The sequence below is a fragment of the Hirschia sp. genome, assembly GCF_058892565.1.
In genome coordinates, this window is record NZ_JBZXVU010000001.1 from 1 (window position 1) to 19,237 (window position 19,237).

Below are 19,237 nucleotides of genomic sequence, written 5' to 3' on the forward strand. Positions count from 1 at the left end.
CGGGTGGTGTTTGCGTTTGTCCTTAACCATAGAATGGACATAGGTGGGAGTGATGCGCATTGAAAGGTATACTTTCCAGTGTCCAACATAAATGAGTTTTATCACCAGTCTATAAGCTGAAAATGGAATCGATAAACTATAGTCAAAAGGCCCTTAGTGAGGACAAAGATAGGACGTAAATTAAAAACAAAATAAGACGAATTAGGGTGGTTTATGCAATATTCAATTTAAGGACAAAGCTATCTTTTTTTACAGCCTGCACATGAGAACAAGTTGCAGAATTAGTCAGAAGTGATAAACAGATTTAAACGTCCTCTTTATTATGAATTGCTGACTTGTATACATGAATGTTCCTATCTTAACTCAAGATCTGAAAGCCAAGAAATCGGCACGGAAAAAGGCTTCCAATTTCTGGAAAAAGCAGGCGCGTATTTGGCACTGGATTTCAGGCGCGATTTGCCTGATCGGAATGCTGTTATTTGCGGTAACAGGTATCACGCTAAATCACGCAGCTGATATTAAAACGACTCCAAAAATTTCGAATGCTGCCATTACTTTAGACGAAGCAATGATGGGAAGTGTGCGCGCATTACCTCTTGAAGGTGAGAGCGTGCTTCCAAAAGACTTAGTTCGATATCTACGACGGGAATTAAACGTCAATACAGCGGGACGCAGCGCAGAATTAACCGATATTGATATCTATGTTGGTTTGCCGCGTGCGGGCGGCGATGCATGGCTGGCTATCGATCGAGAAACGGGATTGGTCGAATATGAGTCAACATCTCGTGGTGCGATCTCCTATCTCAATGATTTGCACAAAGGCCGCAATACAGGAACAGTTTGGGCACTGTTTCTGGATGTGTTCTCAATTGCGACAATTTTCTTTTGTTTGACGGGCCTGTGGCTGCTTCAGATCCACTCTAAAAAACGTGCCATCACATGGCCGCTTACAATAGGCGGGTTGGCTGTGCCAGTCGTCATTCTTTTCTTTTTTGTACATGGATAATAACATGAAAATGAAACTTACACTTTCAGGAATGGGCCTAGCACTTAGTGCAGGTTCTGCACACGCTGAAGGGCTAGAGGTGAATGTAGAACTGCCTCGCTTTAATGTGGCAGAATATCATAAGCCTTACGTTGCTATCTGGATTGCGAACGCAGATCACTCAGTCGCGGCGAATCTCTCTGTCTGGTATCAGCAAGAAGACGGACCTGAGGGTGAAGGTGAAACATGGCTAAAGGATATGCGTCAGTGGTGGCGACGCTCTGGGCGTTCTTTGGATTTGCCAATTGATGGTGTGTCTAGCCCAACACGTGCACCTGGCCAGCACACGCTACACTTTACAAATGAATCCACTCAGCTGGCTGACTTGGAAGCAGGTGATTATGTGCTTTGCGTCGAAGCTGCGCGAGAAGTGGGTGGTCGCGAAGTTGTAAAACTACCTTTTACTTGGAAGTCAGACGCTAGCCAAAGTGTGTCTGTTTCAGGTGAAACAGAGCTTGGAAATATTTCACTTAATATCGAACCGTAAAATTAGGTCAAAGGAATAAAGTTATGAAACTTAGATTGAAACCTCTACTCATGGCCGCAGCAATCGGTCTAGCTGTTTCTCCAGCAGCTCAGGCGCACAGAATGTGGATATTGCCATCGACGTTTACACTTTCAGGTGACGAGCAAATTGTAACACTTGATGGCGCTATCTCAAACGATCTGTTCTTCCCAAACCACGTTGCTATGAATTTGGACAATGTTGTGATTACAGCTCCAGACGGTTCGCAAAGTAAGCCAGAAAATGGGTGGAAGGGTGAAATCCGGTCTACATTTGACCTGAAGCTGGACCAACAGGGCACTTACAAAGTGGCAGAGCTGGGCGATTTTTTCTTCGCTTCTTGGAGTGAGGGTGACGAAAAAAAACGTAAACGTGGCAGTTGGGAAATGTTCGAAAAAGAAGGTATTCTGGCTAAAGAAGGTGTGGAGTTGTCTAGTTCTGCGCGCCGTTCGGAAACTTTCGTGACATTGGGCGCACCTACTGAAACCGCATTTAAAGTGACGGGTGTAGGAATAGAAATGACTCCCATCACACACCCCAATGATGTGTATCAAGGCGAAGAAGCTTCCTTTACATTTCTCGTCGATGGTAAAGCTGTCGCTGACTTGGAAGTGACGATTGTGAAGGGAAATGACCGTTACCGCGATGTGATCAACGAAGTGAAGGTCAAGACGGATAAAGATGGAGTAATCAAATTTACCCCAGAAGTTGCTGGCCGTTACTGGATGTCAGCTAGCTCTCGTAAGCCTGGTGAAAAGATGGGACAGGAAATGATGTTGAGAAGCGGCTATTCCGCAACTTTTGAGGCGTTAATTCCCTGATAGATATTCAGCCTCTGATTTTTAATCAGTTAAAAAAAGAACATGTAATTCTTCCTGAAGGACAGTCGCGACTGGACCTTCAGGGAGAGACTATGGGAACAAACTGGTCAGCAAAGATATACTTGCCGGCAAATATCAGTGAGACAGAAATCGTCCAATGTCTCAATCTGGTGTTTACTGATTATATAAATGTGTTCAGCCTCTGGGAGCCTCGCGCATTTATCAGTCGTTTTAATGCTGCTCCAGTGGGTGTTGTGTTGGAAGTGCCTGATCTGTTTCAGTCTATATGGCAGGCAGCTATAGACATAAAGCAACAAACAGGCGGCGCTTTTAATCCCTTTTGCTTCGATGAAATTTCCAATCGAGGGTTCAATCCTTCGGTTGAGATGCAACTTGATACCGCGACGAAATATGGTGGTAATCCATTTCCGCTTGGTCAAAGTGTGATTGCCAAGACTGATTGTCCCCAGATTGATCTCAATGCGATTGCAAAAGGCGCTGCTGTGGATGCCATGAGCAATGAATTGCGTCGGTTGGGGTGTGTATCTTTTCTCGTTGAAATTGGCGGTGAGTTTTCTGCTCAGGGCCTTAAAGAGGATGGTCAACCTTGGTGGGTTGATATTGAAACTCCTATACCTGCAGGAATATTGCATCGTGTTGCTTTGTCGGGGTTTTCGGTCGCGACGAGTGGTAATACGCATAAACAAAATTTGAGAAGGAATGATATCAATTTGGGTCATATCCTTTTACAGGAACACAGCGTTGATGCATTTAAATCCGTATCGGTTTTGCATCCCCACTGTATGTATGCAGACGCATGGGCAACTGCATTATATGCATCTTCAGAGACCGCTGTAGAAAGGGCTAATTCTCATGAATTAGCTGTTATTTTCCAGTTCCCATCTGGTGAAACATCTTATTCTGAGATGCTAAAAAGACACTTTGTAAACTAATTAAAATCCTAACATTTATTTTATGAGAATAATTCTTATTAGCTGTTGTGTTTGATAACCAGTACTTCTAGTAATTTTGAGAATCAATTGCAATAAATGTAGGGTAAAATGAAAAAAAGTTTTTGGGGATATACGGCACTTAGTAGCGCTGTAATGGCGAGCTTTATGGTGGGGCAAACTGCTTTTGCTCAGGATGGATCTCAAGGCGAGGTAAGTGATACATCGGCTGAACGCGAAATGCGGATGAGCGAAGTCGTTGTGACTGCTGCGGGGTTTGAACAAAAGATAGTAGATGCACCAGCTAGTATTAGTGTTGTAAGTGAACAAGAACTGAAAGTGCGCCCTTACTTAACACTTATAGACGCTGTTCGTAATCTTGAGGGGGTAGATGTCGGAGAAACGGCAGATAAAACAGGGCAGCGCACGATCAGCATACGGGGTATGGGGTCAGATTACACATTGGTGTTGATAGACGGAAAACGCCAGAATAATCACGGCGATATTTATCCCAACAATTTTGGTGGTAACCAGTTTAATCATATTCCTCCTCTGGATACGATTAAACGTATTGAGGTGATCCGGGGGCCGGCATCTACATTGTATGGGGCGGATGCATTGGGTGGTGTGATCAACATCATCACAAAAAAAGTATCAGACAAGTGGAGTGGTTCAGCGACTTTCGGGCGTAGCTTGCAAGAAAACGATAGCTTTGGGGATGACATAACATTTGACTTCGGTTTGAACGGACCTTTGGTTGCCGACAAGCTGGGCCTTAGCTTACGCGGCTCGATATATGAGCGCTTGGCGTCTCAGCCTGACTTTGTTCCCGCTGTAGATCCGTCTGGAGAAACCCACGTTAGAAGTTTTGGTTTTGGTGGTGGCGGAAGCACCGTTGATAGCACAAATAAGACAGCAGGATTTTCATTAAGTTGGACACCGACAGACAATCAAAGTTTGGTGCTTGATTATGATATATCCCGCCAAGTTTATGATAATACACCGATTTATAATCCGGAAACAGGTGATATAGCCTATCCTTTGGGGACGTTGGACGGCATTGATACTATTTGGCGAACTTCAGGCGGAATCGTAGCGCCTCGAGTAGGCTACGCCCAAGAACAATCATTTGACAGAGACAATTGGTCTCTTACCCATCAAGGGGAATGGGGCTTTGGTACAAGTTTTGTCTCTCTTGCATATGTAGATACCAATAATAATGGCCGTACGCTTCCGTTTGCAGTGGGCGAGCGCCTATTATTGTAAGAAATCTATGATGGAACAGGTGATTACGCTGGACTATCAGAAGATGAGCGTCGCCAGATAGCGGCTGATACTTTTCTTCCTCGTGACAAGCGAACACTTGAAAGCAGTCAATATACACTTGATGTTAAGTTCGACATTCCAGTTGCGAACGTGGTAGGCGATCATCACTTTGTGGTGGGTGGTCAGGTTATTGACGGTGAACTAGAAGATGGTGTTTTCGGATTGGAAGATACGGTTGATGGTTTGCAAGCGGTACAAGAGCAAAAACAATGGTCTTTATTTGCTGAAGACAACTGGTCACCGATTGAGAAATTGACCATTACGGGTGGTATTCGTTTTGATAACCATGATGTGTTTGGTGAGCACACAAGTCCGAGGCTTTATGGTGTTTATAACATATCTAATGAATGGACACTAAAAGGTGGTGTGAGCACAGGCTATAAAACACCCAAAACAACAGACCTTTACGATGGTATTACTGGCTTTGGTGGTCAGGGGACAAGTCCATGGACAGGAAACCCAGAGTTAGAGCCTGAAACAAGTGTGAATAGCGAGATCGCTGTATATTGGAATTCTCAGTCCAAAGGGCACAACTTCAATATCACATATTTCCAAAATGATTTTGAAGATAAGATTTCCTCTACAACTGTGACGCAAACTTGTGAGGAAACAGGTGGTGTGCGTCCATGTGCTAATCTTGGAACTTATGCAACAATTCTTGGTGTTGGTAGCTTGCGTCAGCCAATCAATATTGACAAAGCCAAGGTTAAAGGAGCTGAAGTTGCGGGTAAATATGAGATCTTAGATAGTCTCAGTGTACGCGCGAACTACACTTACACAGATAGTGAGCAATTGAGTGGTTCAAATGAAGGTTTGCCGCTTACCAACACAGCTAAGCATATGGGGAATGCGACTCTGGATTGGAGTATAACTGATGAGATTAGCGCGCAGCTATCTTATGAAACTCGGTCTAAACGTTATCGCGGTGTAAATACTGTAACAGGCAAGCACCTCTACTATAAAGACTATAGTGTTGTGAATCTTGGTGGTCAGTATCGATTGAATGAATTTGTGACATTCAGTGCGCGTATCAACAACTTGCTCGATGAAGATTTTACTAGTTACCAAACGGACTTCACAGACAATGGCGATGGCACATGGGAAGCCAGCTATGAAGATGACTACAACAATAAAGATAAGGCACGTAGTTTCTGGATCAGCGTCGGCGCTCGCTTCTAGTTTGATGCTTTAAATGTATTATTAGCCCCCTAAAATAGGGGGCTAATGGCCACAATTATTTTACAATCTTGGTTGATATAAAGCTTGGCTGTGACGTCTGGTTACGGTCAGATTACTCTTTGTTATCTATAGAATAATTGTAGAATCCTTTAAAAGGGAATTTTGATATATTGCATCTGAATACTCATTTGTCGCACTTGCGAAAATAAGATCATTCATGCATGCAATCTCGTCATGATGGGAATAAGTACAACACGGAAATCTATAAGATTGGTCTTTAGCGCATTGGCGTTAATGGCGGTGTTTGCACGTGCGGTGATACCTACTGGCTATATGCTTTCGATGGAGAAAGCTTCTCTTGGCAATCTTTTCCCTATCACTGTTTGTCATGGTGATGGGACGACCTCAGATACTGTTTTTCTGGATTTTCAGACTGGGAATCTTCTAAGTAGTGACACTCCGATCCCGTCTCCTGAAAAGGATGATAGTGGGACGTCAGCCTGTACTTTGTTGGCTATGTCAGGTCACGGGACAGAGCCTGATTTGGTATCTGTGCTCATCGCACCTAGAACAAAGGAAATGCTTGTTTCTCCCAAACCAGCATTTGTCGTGCCGGGCCAAGGTCTTGCTGCTCCACCGCCTCCAGCACGTGGTCCACCGATATTGATTTAAAAAGCTGTCCATCACGCAAACTTCAATGCTTTGTGTGCTGTTTGCATTCGTTTTTATGACGGTGCCTGATGGCAAATGGAAAGAGATTAAGATCTGCCTTTCCAAAAATCCCTCTAAATCAATATTCTAATACCTGCTGATTTCATGCAAGGCAGGTTCCCATGGGAATTTTTAATATAATGAAACGCTTTATTCTTCTAAGCATGGCCGCCACTTGTCTGGTGCCGGTTTTAGCACAGGCGCAAGATGTTCAAGATACAATCATTGTAACCGGCCAAAGTAATCTAGATCTAGAAACAAGCATTGCTGGGCGTCTAGGCCTTAGTAATCGCGAGACTCCAGCTATTGTTGATGTTGTGACCCAAACAGACTTGCAACAGCAGGGAGCAAGAACAGCAATAGAAGCATTGAATGCAGCGCCAGGCATTACATCGGGCAATCTTCCGGGCTCTACAGCTTCTGTTTCTATGCGCGGTTTTCACCGTGCTGTGAATTATCTTTTTGATGGTGTGCGTCAGGCCAATTCAGACGCTGGAATGCGAGACTATGACAGTTGGATGTTTGAACGCATTGAAGTCATAAAAGGACCAGCGTCGGTAACATCTGGAGAGGGCGCGCTGGCGGGGGCCATCAATTTTGTGCCGCGTCAGCCCAAATTGGGCGAAATGGGCGGTGAAGTTTTTGCAAGTTATGGTGATCACGATACGGCGCGTTTTGCTGGTGATTTGAATACACCTATAGGTGACAACATGGCTTTGCGTTCAGATCTTTCATTTGCCAAATCTGGCGGCTGGATTGATGGCACAGATTCCCAAAAAATTGCAGGGCGATTAGCATTTCTGGCGCAGCCAACTGATAAGCTTTCTATCACATTGTCAGCAGATTATTTTGAAGATGAATTCAACACAGCCTATTATGGCACACCAATTGTCTCGTCTGAATTTGCGCGCAACCCCTCCAATGTGGTGTCTGGAAGTGCCGGCCTTGTCCTTGATGAAGCGATGCGTGATGTAAATTTCAACGTTCTTGATGGAGATATGGCGTCAGAAAATACGTGGCTACGCGCGAAGGCTGAATATCAAATTTTTGAAGATTGGACGCTTGTCAGTGATACAAGTTGGTACACGTCTGATCGCCATTGGATCGATGCCGACGAATACACTTTCAATGGTGCAACGGGCTTTGTTGATCGTTATGCGACACATATTACGCATGACCATCAATATTGGAACCAGCGCCTCCATATGGCCTATGATGGAAATTTAGTTGGGCACCGAAATCGTTTCACAGCGGGGTTAGAGGTCAGCGATACTGATTTTTTCACATTGCGTCGTTTTGGGTCAGCGACGAGTGTTGATCCGTTTAATCCAGAACGCGGCGTTTTCCCTCCTGAAGATCCTCCAAATTTTACTTATCAGCAGGATGTAACAGCAGATGTAAAAGCGCTCGCATATTTTATGGAGGATGCGTTTAATATCACAAATGATTGGCTGATTGTTGGGGGTGTTCGGTTGGATAAATTCGAACTGGACCGTCAGGTCATAGATGTGATTTCTGATGACGTCATCAATTATGGGCAAGAGTATGATCCTGTCACTTGGCGTCTAGGAACAGTTTATAATTTAAAACCCCAAACACAGTTGTTTGCCCAATACACACGTGCGGCTACGCCGGTGACGGGATTGTTTTTTATGAGTTCAAGTCGTGCAGATTTTGATGTGTCGACAGGTGATTCCTATGAGGTTGGAATTAAATCTTCGCTCTTTAGAGAAAGCCTGAATGTCACAGCGTCAGTTTTCCACATCACTCAAGATGATATTCTCACGCGTGACCCCAATAATCCAAATATCACGGTTCAAGGTGGTAGTCAGATCTCTGAAGGGGGAGAGCTATCGCTAAATTGGACGCCGACTGATGAATGGTCTGCCAGTTTGAGTGCAAGCCTATTGAATGCGGAGTTTGATGAACTAATCGAGGGCGGCGGCGTTGATCGTTCTGGAAATCGTCCATCCAATACACCAGAGCAGTTAGCTGATTTTGTGGTTAAGTATACGCCAGAGGCGCTGCCAATCTCGATTACAGGTGCTGTGCGCTACAATGGTGATGCTTTCACCTCTAATGCTAATGATGTGAAATTGGAAAGCTATACGCTTTTAGATGCAGCAGTGTCGTGGAATGCTAAATTTGGAAAATTCACATTGCGGGGGCGTAATCTTGCCGACGAATTTTATGCAAATTGGTCCGGCTATTCTTCAGGACTAGTTTTTGTCGGTGAGCCAAGAAGTTTTGAACTCTCTTACTCACGTTCATTTTGATAATAAAATTGAGAAGAACGGCTCTTCATTGGGGAGCCGTTCGATTTTCTGGAAAGAAATGACAATGAGTGATTCAAAGCTTATTCAGACTAAGGCGGCAAGCAGAGCCGTATTGCATCGTGTGATATTTCGGCTGCATTTTTATGCTGGTATTTTAGTGGCACCATTTGTTCTTATACTTGCTATTACGGGTGCTATTTATCTTTATGTAACTGAAATTGAGGATATAGCTCATCCTGATTGGCGTTTTGTAAAAGAAGCAGGGCCGCATCTTTCGCCGCATAAGCTGATTGAAGGCGCGCAAGCTGCGTTTCCCGATACGGTAGCGACGAGAGTTGATCTTCCTACAGCTCCCAAACGAACGGCGGTCGTTTTTCTAACGCCTGAAATAGGAGAGCCTTTTCGTGTATATGTCGATCCTGTGTCGGGTATTGCGAATGGTTCATTCATATACGGACAGACGCTGGTTGGTTTCGCAGATCGTATGCATGGTTCACTCCTTTTAGGAGAGACAGGCGATCTTATTGTTGAATTGGCATCCTGTTGGACAATTGTGCTTATTCTTACAGGGCTATATTTATGGTGGCCGCGTACGCCAAAAAAAGTTTGGGGTGTATTTTTGCCGCGATTGGGTAAAGGTCGCCCATTTTGGCGAGATATACATGCTGCAACAGGAATTTGGACATCTGGACTTCTGTTATTCCTAATTTTAAGCGGATTGCCTTGGGCTTCCAATTGGGGAGGGTATCTTCAAGGCATAATGACAAGCATGGGTGTTGGTTATCCAGCATCCTATCGTACGCATATGAACCATGATGCGATAGAAACTGACCCTGTACAAACGCTTGCCGAGACGACGCCGGGCATTTCTTGGGCAATGGAACCGGCACCGGCACCGCATTCTGATCACACTCACAAGATGCCTATTTCAGTAAAAGAGGTTAGCGCTATTTTGGAAGGGGTAGGACTGACAACAGCATATCGCCTATCTCTGCCTAAAGATGCCCATGATGTCTTTACGGCATACACATATCCTGACCAACCAGAAGGCCAACGCACAATACATTTAGACCAATATTCTGGTGAGGTGATCAATAATGTCGGTTTTGCAGACTATGGTATTGGGGCCAAAACAGTCGAGTTGGGCGTGGCGATACATATGGGAAATTACTTTGGAATTCCCAATCAGCTTCTTATGCTTTTTGCTGCTTTGGGGGCGGCGATGTTGTCGCTATCTGGACCGATTATGTGGATGAAGCGGCGCAAAACAGGTTTGGGTGCACCGAAGCCATTGGGATCAAATCAGATGATATGGAGTGTTGCGTTTTTACTCTTGGCGCTTGGGGTAATATTTCCAACACTTGGCATTACAGCACTCATTTTGTTTGTGGTAGAGCGGCTTTTATTGTCTAGAATTGCGCCTGTTCGTTCTTGGCTGGGGTTAGCGCAATAGAGAAGAAATTGCTTTGCTGTTTTGCTGGTGCAAGCAAAGTAGAAGAGTTGCTGGGGTGAGGGCTAACTGCTGGGGCGCATGTAATTGATGTCTACAATAATAGTCTCTTAATAACGGCAGTGAGTGAATATTGCATCATAACTTATCGAAAAGATTTGATATAAATAGTTCACCAATACAAAATCAATATGTCATTGGTGAATATTGTGTTGGGCGATTTCGAGTACTGGGTTGAATGTAATTCAACGCTAGATCTTTATAGTTTATACACTCGATATACCAAATTTGCTATTTTAAATTCTATAACAAATGGCTTTCGGCAGAATTAGATTGCCTACAAGTTGCAATATATTGATGTAATTTCTAAAAAATTTAAGAAGAGAATTTCATCGTTAAGTAGTTATTATGACTTTCGCGTTACCTGATAGTTTATGAAAGTAGCTATTTTAGTTACTTTTTGTGCAATTGTTTCTTAAAATGTCAATTTCTCTTTTGAAGAAATGTGGCAGTGCTTGAGAGCGCAAAACTTAAGATTGTGTCGTTTTGTGTTAGCGTCAATTTTAAAGGTTTATGGATCGCTATGGTTGAGGAATTGGCAACGCCGCAATTGGAAAAAATCATTCAATTGGAAAGCCGTCTCACGGGAAGAGCCGTTGACAGTTTGCATCTGTTCTTATTGGAAAAAAGCGGAACAGATGATCCTATCCTCATAGATGCTTCTGAGGTGACGTTGATTGATACCACAGCAATTCAAGTTCTGCTGAGTGCAGAGAAAGAATGCATCAGTCGAGAAAAGCAATTTCAAAATAACAATATGAGCTCCGATTTTATAGGAGCAATGACGACGCTGGGATTGGCCAATGTTGTTGATCGATGGAGAGATGGAAATGTCTAAACGTGTTATGGTTGTCGATGATTCCAAAACAATGAGAGACATGGTTTCCTTTACGCTTAAACGCGAAGGTTATGAAGTCGTAGAAGCTGAGGATGGGATAAGAGCGACTGAAGTTAGCGGTGTCGGCATTTTTGATCTGGTTATAACAGATGTGAATATGCCGCGCAAAGATGGCATAACGCTGACCAAAGAATTGCGAATGAAACCGCAATTTCGCTCAACGCCGATTTTAATCCTAACCACGGAAGCTGATGCAACAAAAAAAGCAGCTGGTAAGGCTGCCGGTGCTACAGGGTGGATTGTAAAACCCTTTGACCCAGATCAGTTGCTTAGCGTTGTAAAGCGCGTCTGTCGCTAGGGGGCTGGGGGATGAATGATTTTGAACAGTTTCGGCAAACGTTTTTTGAAGAGTGCGATGAACTTCTTCAACGGTTTGAGGATGTCGCTACGACACTTCAGCCGGAGGGAAATGATAGCGAAACTTTAAACGAGCTTTTCCGTGCTGTTCATTCTATAAAAGCTGGTGCTGGAGCGTTCAAACTCGATAGATTGGTCGTCTATGCGCATGAGCTTGAAGACTTTCTAGATCAAGTTCGTGGCGATTTGATTGGTTTGCAAGCTGATGGGCCTGCACTCATTATCCAGTCTGGTGATGTTCTTCGAGAATTAGTTGAGAATGCTCAATCAGGGCAGGAAGCTCCTGATGGTTTGGAGTCTGTGACACTTGAAAAACTCCGTCAATTGAATCCTAAAAAAGCTATTGAGGTGATGCCTGTTGCGGTCGTTGAAAATGCTGAAGCGACTAGAACTAGTTATGAAATTTATTTTCGACCATTCCGGTCTATGTATGAAACAGCAAATGAACCGCAATTACTTTTTGAAGCTTTATCTGATTTAGGTGACATAAACATACACATAGACACTTCAAAAGTTGTTGAATTGTCTAAACTTGATCCAATGGAGAGCTATTTCTCTTGGAACATTGAATTGTGTAGTGATTGTAGTGTTGAAGATATTACAGCGGTATTCGAGTTCGTAGAAGATGATTGCGAACTCACGATTAAAGCAAAAACCATATCTGAAGCGGATGCAGAAGAGATTGTAAAATCTAGTTCTGTTGACGATAAATCACCTGATGGCGCGCAGGTTATTGTCGGAAAGTCCGCAAAACCTGAAACAGAACGTGCAAAGCCTCAATTGGGGTCCATTCGGGTTGATCTGGAAAAGGTGGATCAGCTTGTAAATATGGTTGGGGAATTGGTGATTGCTCAAGCCATGGCGCTTGAGAGCATTTCCTCTGAAATCGGTATTGCGCAAGTTAATCAATTGCAGGCGTTAGAAGATCTGACAATGCGGACACGGCAGTTGCAAGAAGGCGTTATGGCAATTCGTATGCAGCCGATTAAAGCACTGTTTTCTCGGTTTCCTCGATTGGTACGTGATCTTTCTACAAAACTCGAAAAGGATGTCACACTTATATTGGAAGGTGAGGCAACTGAAGTAGATAAAACGATTATTGAAGAACTCTCTGATCCGCTTACTCACATGATCCGCAATTGTATGGACCATGGTATCGAAATGCCTGAGGATCGCGTGCAAGCGGGTAAAAAAGCGCAAGGAACTGTTCGTTTAAGTGCTGAACAACGCAATGGCCGAATTCTGATACGGGTGAGTGATGATGGTCGTGGCTTAGACCCTGATAAGGTTGTTGCCAGAGCTATCCAGCAAGGCTTGATTGCTGAAGGCGATGAGCTGACAAAAGAAGATATCGAAATGATGATCTTCCGCCCAGGTTTTTCAACGGCTAGTGCCGTTAGCGATGTTTCCGGGCGCGGTGTTGGTATGGATGTTGTGCGCCGAAATATTCAAAAATTAGGTGGTCGAATTACGCTTGATTCAAAGAAGGGACATGGTTCCTGCTTCACTTTAGCACTGCCACTAACATTGGCTGTTTTGGATGGAATGTTAGTCGCCACTGCAGGGGAGCGTTATGTCATACCGTTATCTTCTATTGTAGAAACAGTTTGCCCTGCACCGAGTCAAATTAAGCAAATGCCTGATGGTGGGCAAGTCCTTTCTTTGAGAGGAAACACCATTCGGTTGGTCGATCTTTGTGGATGTATGGGGCTTTCCCGAAAGGGATTGACTGAACCATTGCGAAAACTCGCAGTGATTGTTGAAACAGAGTTTGGTCGTCAGGTCGGGATTGTTGTGGATGAGCTGCTGGGGCAGCAACAAGTCGTCATAAAAAGCCTTGAGACAAACTACTACAATATTCCAGGTGTGGCTGGGTCGGCAATTCTCGGAGACGGTAGAGTGCGGCTGATACTTGATGTCGATGGCCTTGTTACCATGACGCCTAAGCCATCTCTTTCCAATTTTGACAAGGGTCAAGCCATAGAAGCTGAAAATCAATTCCAAGCAAATGCAACAAGAGGACAGAGCAGATGAACCAATCTCAAATGGAGTCTGATTTCTCTCAAGATGCTGATAGGGCGACAGAAGCGCCTTCTCCGCCGAGGCAATATGTTAGTTTTACCGTTGGTGATGCCTGTTATGCCGTCGATATAATGTCGGTGCGTGAAATTAAAGGTTGGGCCGATATTACAAGTCTACCCAATCAACCCGATTATGTGCGTGGTGTATTAAACCTGCGTGGTGCTGTTTTGCCGATTATTGATTTGAAATGTCGGCTTGGTGAAACAATGACAGATCCAACACAACGACATGTCATTGTTATTGTTTCAATTAATGAACGACAAATTGGTTTATTGGTTGATGCAGTGTCAGATATTCTGATTGTTGAAGATGATCAGATAAAGCCTGTTCCTGAAACGAACGTAAAAAAAGATGCGGACGTTTTTACGGGGTTCTTGACTGAAAAAGATCAAATGGTCGCGATGCTAGACCTTGAAAATTTACTCGTTTCCCAGATCCGCGAATTTGATGGATCCGATATCCCCACAAATCAATAGTTTGCTCTGAAGGAATGCCCAGATGAACTCGAATTCTCCAATTACGATGAAGACTGCTCCCAAAGATACTAAATCCCAATTGATGTCATCCGCTGCTATGTTTGTAGGCGGAGCGGCGGGGTTGGCTGGTATATCCTTGGTTTCACAACAATTTGGATTGATGCCCGCACTCATACTTTGTGTTCCTGTTGCTGCTGTTGCAGCGGGGCTTGGCTTTATGAGAAAAGGCAGTCAGTTGAACACACATTCTCAATTGAGAGAATTGTCAGCTAAGCAAAATGCAATTGATAAAGTGCAAGCGGTAATCGAGTTTGAGCTAGATGGCACAATCTTGGATGCAAACCAGAATTTTTGCGACACGGTTGGATATCGAAAAGAAGAAATTATCGGACAACACCACTCCATATTTGTGGAACGCGAAGTAGCTGACGGGTCTGAATATAAAAATTTCTGGCAAAAGTTGAAGCAAGGTGAATTCATTGCAGATGAATTTCGGCGGGTTGGTAAAAACGGAAAAGAGATATGGATTGTTGCATCATACAACCCAATTTTTGACGAGAATGGCCGCGCATACAAAGTCATCAAATATGCGACAGATATAACAGCAGAGAAATTGAAATCTGCTGATATGACAGCGCAAATTAATGCAATCAACCAATCTCAAGCTGTTATCGAATTTGATATTACCGGTAAGATACTGAATGCTAATGAAAATTTCTGCAATACTATGGGGTATTCACTGTCTGAAATAAAGGGCAAGCACCATTCTATGTTTGCTGATCCAGAATTTGCTCGGTCTCATGAATACAAACAATTTTGGGAAAAATTAGGCCGTGGAGAGTTTGATAGTGGTGAGTATGAACGCGTCGCCGCTGGTGGGCGTAAGGTTTTGCTTCAAGCATCTTACAATCCGGTTTTCGATTTAAATGGTAAATTGGCTAAGGTTGTAAAATATGCTTCTGATCTGACCCAGAGTGAACGCATGAAAGAAAATGCACGAATCCGCTCGGCATTGGATGTTGCAACAACGAATGTTATGATCGCGGATACAGATTTCAACATCGTGTATCTTAACGACGCACAGCACGAAATGATGCGTGTAGCTGAAGATGACCTAAAAGCAGAACTAAGCCAGTTTGATAGCCAGAAACTTCTTGGCGCAAATATCGATATTTTCCATAAAAACCCAACGCATCAACGTACAATGTTGGCGCGTCTGACATCTACATATGAAACAGATATTCGAGTCGGGCCAAGGTATTTCCATCTTATTGCGACACCTGTCTTCGGTGAAGATAAAGAGCGTGTAGGAACTGTTGTTGAATGGCGTGACGATACTATAGAAAAAGCAATCGAGCGCGAAGTTCAGGACGTTGTTGAGGCAGTTTCCCGTGGTGATTTCTCCAAGTCGATCAGTATAGAAGGCAAGGATGGATTTATGCTTCTCCTCGCTGAGAGTATTAATGTTCTGTCTGGGCGCGTTTCAATTGTTTTGGATTCCCTTGGAATGATGCTTGATGCGATGTCTCAAGGTGATTTGACCAAGCGAATTGAGGATGACTTTGAGGGCGTTTATGGAAAACTTAAAGAAGATGCCAATGCCACATCTGCTCGTTTGCAAGAGACTGTTTTAGCTATCTCTAACTCTGCAACGGAAGTGTCTTCTGGTGCTGAAGAAATTTCTATGGGTGCAACGGATCTGTCCCAGCGAACAGAGCAGCAGGCGGCAAACCTTGAAGAAACAGCCTCATCAATGCAGCAAATGGCTGCAACGATTAAACAGAACGCAGATAACTCACAACATGCAAGCCAACTGGCTGTAACAGCGAGAGAGTCAGCTGTGTCCGGTGGCGAAATCGTGCACAATGCAGTTGAATCCATGAGTAAGATTGAGCAGTCATCTCGCAGCATTTCAGATATTATTGGAGTGATAGACGAGATAGCTTTCCAAACCAATCTTCTGGCTTTGAATGCCGCCGTTGAAGCTGCGCGTGCAGGGGATGCCGGACGTGGGTTCGCAGTTGTTGCGTCTGAAGTGCGTTCATTGGCACAACGGTCTGCTCAGGCTGCTAAGGATATTAAGGATCTAATAGTTGAATCGAGTTCGCAGGTAAAAGGCGGCGTTGATTTAGTGAACCAGACCGGGGAAGCTCTTAATGGAATTGTGGATGCTATCAAGAAAGTTGCTGACATAGTCGCGGAAATAAGTGCTGCTTCTGGCGAGCAAGCGACTGGAGCTGAAGAAATCAATAAAGCCATTACTCAGATGGATGAGATGACACAGCAGAACTCTGCTCTTGTAGAAGAAAATGCAGCAGCGGCTAAAACGATGACAGATCAAGCCCTCGATATGCGTGAGCGGATGGGGTTCTTTAATGTTGGCGAAAATACAATCAAGCCCAAAATTGTCGGCGGAAGTTTTACAGGCAAACCAACTCCAGTTCAGTCTTCAAACAGAGGAGGAGCGCGTGTTCTTCAGTCTGCTTTGGCGGAGAGCATTCAAGAAGACGATGATTGGAGCGAGTTTTAATAGCTGAGTAATACTATGAACGCTTTAGCCAAAAATACTGCAGCAGACCCAGAACGCGAGTTCAAAATGGGCAATGGCGAGTTTCAAGCGATTGCTAAGGCAATCTATAAACACGCTGGTATTGTGATTGATAGTTCAAAGCGTGAATTAGTTTATTCTCGAATGAGTAGGCGTTTGCGGGCGTTATCTTTGTCTGATTTTTCTTCTTATTTAAGCATATTAGAAGGTGCGCAGGGTAAAAGTGAAATCAAGCACTTGATCAATACATTGACGACCAATCATACGCGTTTTTTTCGAGAGCCTCATCATTTCCAATATATGCAAGAAACGATAATTCCTTATTGGAAAAAGCGGGCAGAAAAGACTGGAAATAAACGCCTGCGAATTTGGTGTGCGGCGAGCTCTACCGGCGAAGAGCCATATACTTTGGCAATGGTGATCGCCAATGGACTTAAAGGTTCTGTGCAATGGGATTGGAAGATACTCGCGACTGACATTGATACGAGTGTTTTAGCTGCAGCTAAAAAAGGAATATATGAAAACAAGGCTTTAGAAGAAATACCAAAAGACTACCGTCGCTCATATATCAATAAACTCGGTGATGGTCAGTTTGAAATAAAGCCTGAGTTAAAAAGACATGTCACTTTTAACCGGTTGAATTTACATGGTGCTTGGCCGATAAAAACTAGTTTTGACATGATTTTTTGTCGCAATGTTTTTATCTATTTTGATCTACCATCAAAACAATTGCTTGTTGATCGTTTTTCGGAGGTGCTTTCCGAGGAAGGCTGGTTCTTCTTAGGGCATTCAGAATCGATTCTCGTTGAAAATTCGCCTTTCAAACTCGTAGGTCGCACGATTTATGAGCCGTCAAATGTGGTGCGTAGATTATGAGCACGTTTTCATCGAAAAAATGTTCAGATGATGGAGTATCTCGTTATTTTGACAGCGAAAAAAAACGCTGGGTAGTTACGGTATTACCAGGAACGCAATACGTCTCCAGAGATGAAGATGAGGTCATTGCAACCGTATTAGGTTCTTGTGTTGCTGCCTGTATTTGGGATCCGCTGTCCAAAGTCGGAGGTGTCAATCATTTCATGCTTCCTCATGATGATGCCGGTTTATGGAGTGGCGCTAGCCTTGCGCTTCGTTACGGCAATCACGCAATGGATGCGTTGATAAATGAACTTCTGCAGCAGGGGGCAGAGAAAAAGCGTCTAAATTGTAAATTTTTTGGTGGAGGCAATGTTGTCAAAGGCCTCGGGCGTGTTGGTTCCAAAAATGCCTTGTTTGCAAAAGAATACTCAGCTGTTGAACAGCTGAATGTGACAAAAATGGATCTCGGTGGGGAAAGTGGACGACGTATTTTGTTTGAGCCAGTGACGGGACGCGCTTGGAGGAAGTTTTTGGATGCCAGTGCTGGGCTTTCAGTCGTGCATCAAGAAGCATTGCTACAGCCCAAGATTGAGGTTGCACCGACTTCTATAGAGTTATTTTAAGGAACATACAAAATGAGTAAAATCAAAGTTGTAGTGGTCGATGATAGTGCCTTGATGCGTCGCATAATCCCTTCCTTACTTGAAAAGACAGGGGAGATAGAAGTTGTTGCAACTGCACCGGACCCGATTATCGCTCGTCAAAAAATAAAATTGACTAATCCTGATGTTATAACTCTCGATGTAGAGATGCCTAAAATGGATGGTATCTCTTTTCTTGAAAAAATCATGTCCCTAAGACCAATGCCTGTTGTGATGATTTCTTCACTGACGACAAAAAGTGCTGATGTCACTCTGCGTGCTTTAGAACTAGGAGCAGTTGATTTTGTGACGAAGCCTGCTCTCGATCTTGCTGCTAATATGGAAACCATGTCGCAAGAGCTTATAGAAAAGGTAAAAACGGCTGCAACCTCCAATATTCAACGTCGTCGAACTGCGCCTGTTCAGGTCACGAATAAGACGTTCACGTCATTCGAAACCACTGAAAATTTAGTCGCAATAGGCGCATCGACTGGTGGTGTTGAGACGTTGGGAAGACTACTTCCTAAATTGCCGCGTAATTCTCCCGCAATACTGATTACCCAACACATGCCACCCAATTTTACGCGACAATTTGCCGAAAGATTAAATAAAACGTGTGCGGTTACAGTACGTGAGGCCGAAAATAATCAAAGGGTTCGTCCCGGTGAAGTTTGGATTTCTCCTGGAAGCCAGCATCTGACACTTAAACGTTCGGGAGCTGATTATATCTGTAAGTTGAGTGATGCGCCTGCGGTCAATGGTCATAGACCATCTGTTGATGTGCTTTTTGACTCTGTCGCAGAACACTGTGGTTCAAAGGCAATAGGCGTTATTTTGACGGGAATGGGTAAGGATGGTGCCAAAGGGCTGCTGAACATGAAACAGGCCGGTGCTAAAACCTTTGGACAAGATGAAGCGACGAGCATCGTTTATGGCATGCCCCGAGCAGCTTTTGAAATAGGCGCTGTGGATCAGCAGCTTCGTGAAGATGCAATAATTGAGGAAGTGTTGGATGCAGCGGCTGCTAAGTCGAATGCAATACGAATCTAAGTCC

The 19,237-nt window shown here is 43.9% G+C and carries 15 protein-coding genes and 1 pseudogene; all 16 read left to right on the forward strand.

What is annotated here, in order from left to right; genetic code table 11:
• The first annotated feature begins 343 nt into the window (after positions 1-343).
• Positions 344-1,006: a PepSY-associated TM helix domain-containing protein gene (locus tag AC5EF3_RS00005; RefSeq protein WP_493546546.1), complete on the forward strand. Its 663-nt coding sequence runs from the start codon at positions 344-346 to the stop codon at positions 1,004-1,006.
• A gap of 10 nt (positions 1,007-1,016) precedes the next feature.
• Positions 1,017-1,532 (forward strand): DUF2271 domain-containing protein, encoded by a 516-nt coding sequence (locus AC5EF3_RS00010; protein WP_493546599.1) that lies wholly within the window; start codon positions 1,017-1,019, stop codon positions 1,530-1,532.
• Between the two features lie 23 nt (positions 1,533-1,555).
• Positions 1,556-2,371 (forward strand): DUF4198 domain-containing protein, encoded by an 816-nt coding sequence (locus AC5EF3_RS00015; protein ID WP_493546547.1) that lies wholly within the window; start codon positions 1,556-1,558, stop codon positions 2,369-2,371.
• 92 nt (positions 2,372-2,463) lie between these two features.
• Complete coding sequence (locus AC5EF3_RS00020; protein WP_493546548.1) at positions 2,464-3,324, forward strand: FAD:protein FMN transferase; 861 nt, start codon at positions 2,464-2,466, stop codon at positions 3,322-3,324.
• Between the two features lie 165 nt (positions 3,325-3,489).
• A pseudogene (locus AC5EF3_RS00025) lies at positions 3,490-5,826 on the forward strand (TonB-dependent receptor domain-containing protein).
• Between the two features lie 270 nt (positions 5,827-6,096).
• Positions 6,097-6,498: a hypothetical protein gene (locus AC5EF3_RS00030; RefSeq protein ID WP_493546549.1), complete on the forward strand. Its 402-nt coding sequence runs from the start codon at positions 6,097-6,099 to the stop codon at positions 6,496-6,498.
• Between the two features lie 179 nt (positions 6,499-6,677).
• Positions 6,678-8,813 (forward strand): TonB-dependent receptor, encoded by a 2,136-nt coding sequence (locus tag AC5EF3_RS00035; RefSeq protein ID WP_493546550.1) that lies wholly within the window; start codon positions 6,678-6,680, stop codon positions 8,811-8,813.
• A gap of 64 nt (positions 8,814-8,877) precedes the next feature.
• Positions 8,878-10,266 carry a PepSY-associated TM helix domain-containing protein gene (locus AC5EF3_RS00040; RefSeq protein WP_493546551.1) on the forward strand — a complete coding sequence of 463 codons (1,389 nt, stop codon included), beginning with the start codon at positions 8,878-8,880 and terminating at the stop codon, positions 10,264-10,266.
• A gap of 508 nt (positions 10,267-10,774) precedes the next feature.
• On the forward strand, positions 10,775-11,161 hold the full coding sequence (locus tag AC5EF3_RS00045; protein ID WP_149037408.1) for an STAS domain-containing protein: 387 nt from the start codon (positions 10,775-10,777) through the stop codon (positions 11,159-11,161).
• Entirely contained in the window at positions 11,154-11,519 is a 366-nt protein-coding gene (locus AC5EF3_RS00050; RefSeq protein ID WP_041301545.1) for a response regulator, read from the forward strand. The genes AC5EF3_RS00045 and AC5EF3_RS00050 overlap by 8 nt, the downstream gene beginning before the upstream one ends.
• Before the next feature lie 11 nt (positions 11,520-11,530).
• Positions 11,531-13,612, forward strand: a complete 2,082-nt coding sequence (locus AC5EF3_RS00055; protein ID WP_493546552.1) for a chemotaxis protein CheA — start codon at positions 11,531-11,533, stop codon at positions 13,610-13,612.
• Entirely contained in the window at positions 13,609-14,136 is a 528-nt protein-coding gene (locus AC5EF3_RS00060; RefSeq protein WP_015828001.1) for a chemotaxis protein CheW, read from the forward strand. Before AC5EF3_RS00055 ends, AC5EF3_RS00060 begins: the two co-directional genes overlap by 4 nt.
• 22 nt (positions 14,137-14,158) lie before the next feature.
• Complete coding sequence (locus tag AC5EF3_RS00065; RefSeq protein ID WP_493546553.1) at positions 14,159-16,666, forward strand: methyl-accepting chemotaxis protein; 2,508 nt, start codon at positions 14,159-14,161, stop codon at positions 16,664-16,666.
• Between the two features lie 15 nt (positions 16,667-16,681).
• On the forward strand, positions 16,682-17,560 hold the full coding sequence (locus AC5EF3_RS00070) for a CheR family methyltransferase (protein WP_493546554.1): 879 nt from the start codon (positions 16,682-16,684) through the stop codon (positions 17,558-17,560).
• A complete protein-coding gene (locus tag AC5EF3_RS00075) occupies positions 17,557-18,165 on the forward strand; it encodes a CheD, stimulates methylation of MCP protein (protein WP_015827998.1) in 609 nt (202 codons plus the stop codon). The genes AC5EF3_RS00070 and AC5EF3_RS00075 overlap by 4 nt, the downstream gene beginning before the upstream one ends.
• 12 nt (positions 18,166-18,177) lie before the next feature.
• Positions 18,178-19,233 carry a protein-glutamate methylesterase/protein-glutamine glutaminase gene (locus AC5EF3_RS00080; RefSeq protein ID WP_015827997.1) on the forward strand — a complete coding sequence of 352 codons (1,056 nt, stop codon included), beginning with the start codon at positions 18,178-18,180 and terminating at the stop codon, positions 19,231-19,233.
• The last annotated feature ends 4 nt before the right edge of the window (positions 19,234-19,237 follow it).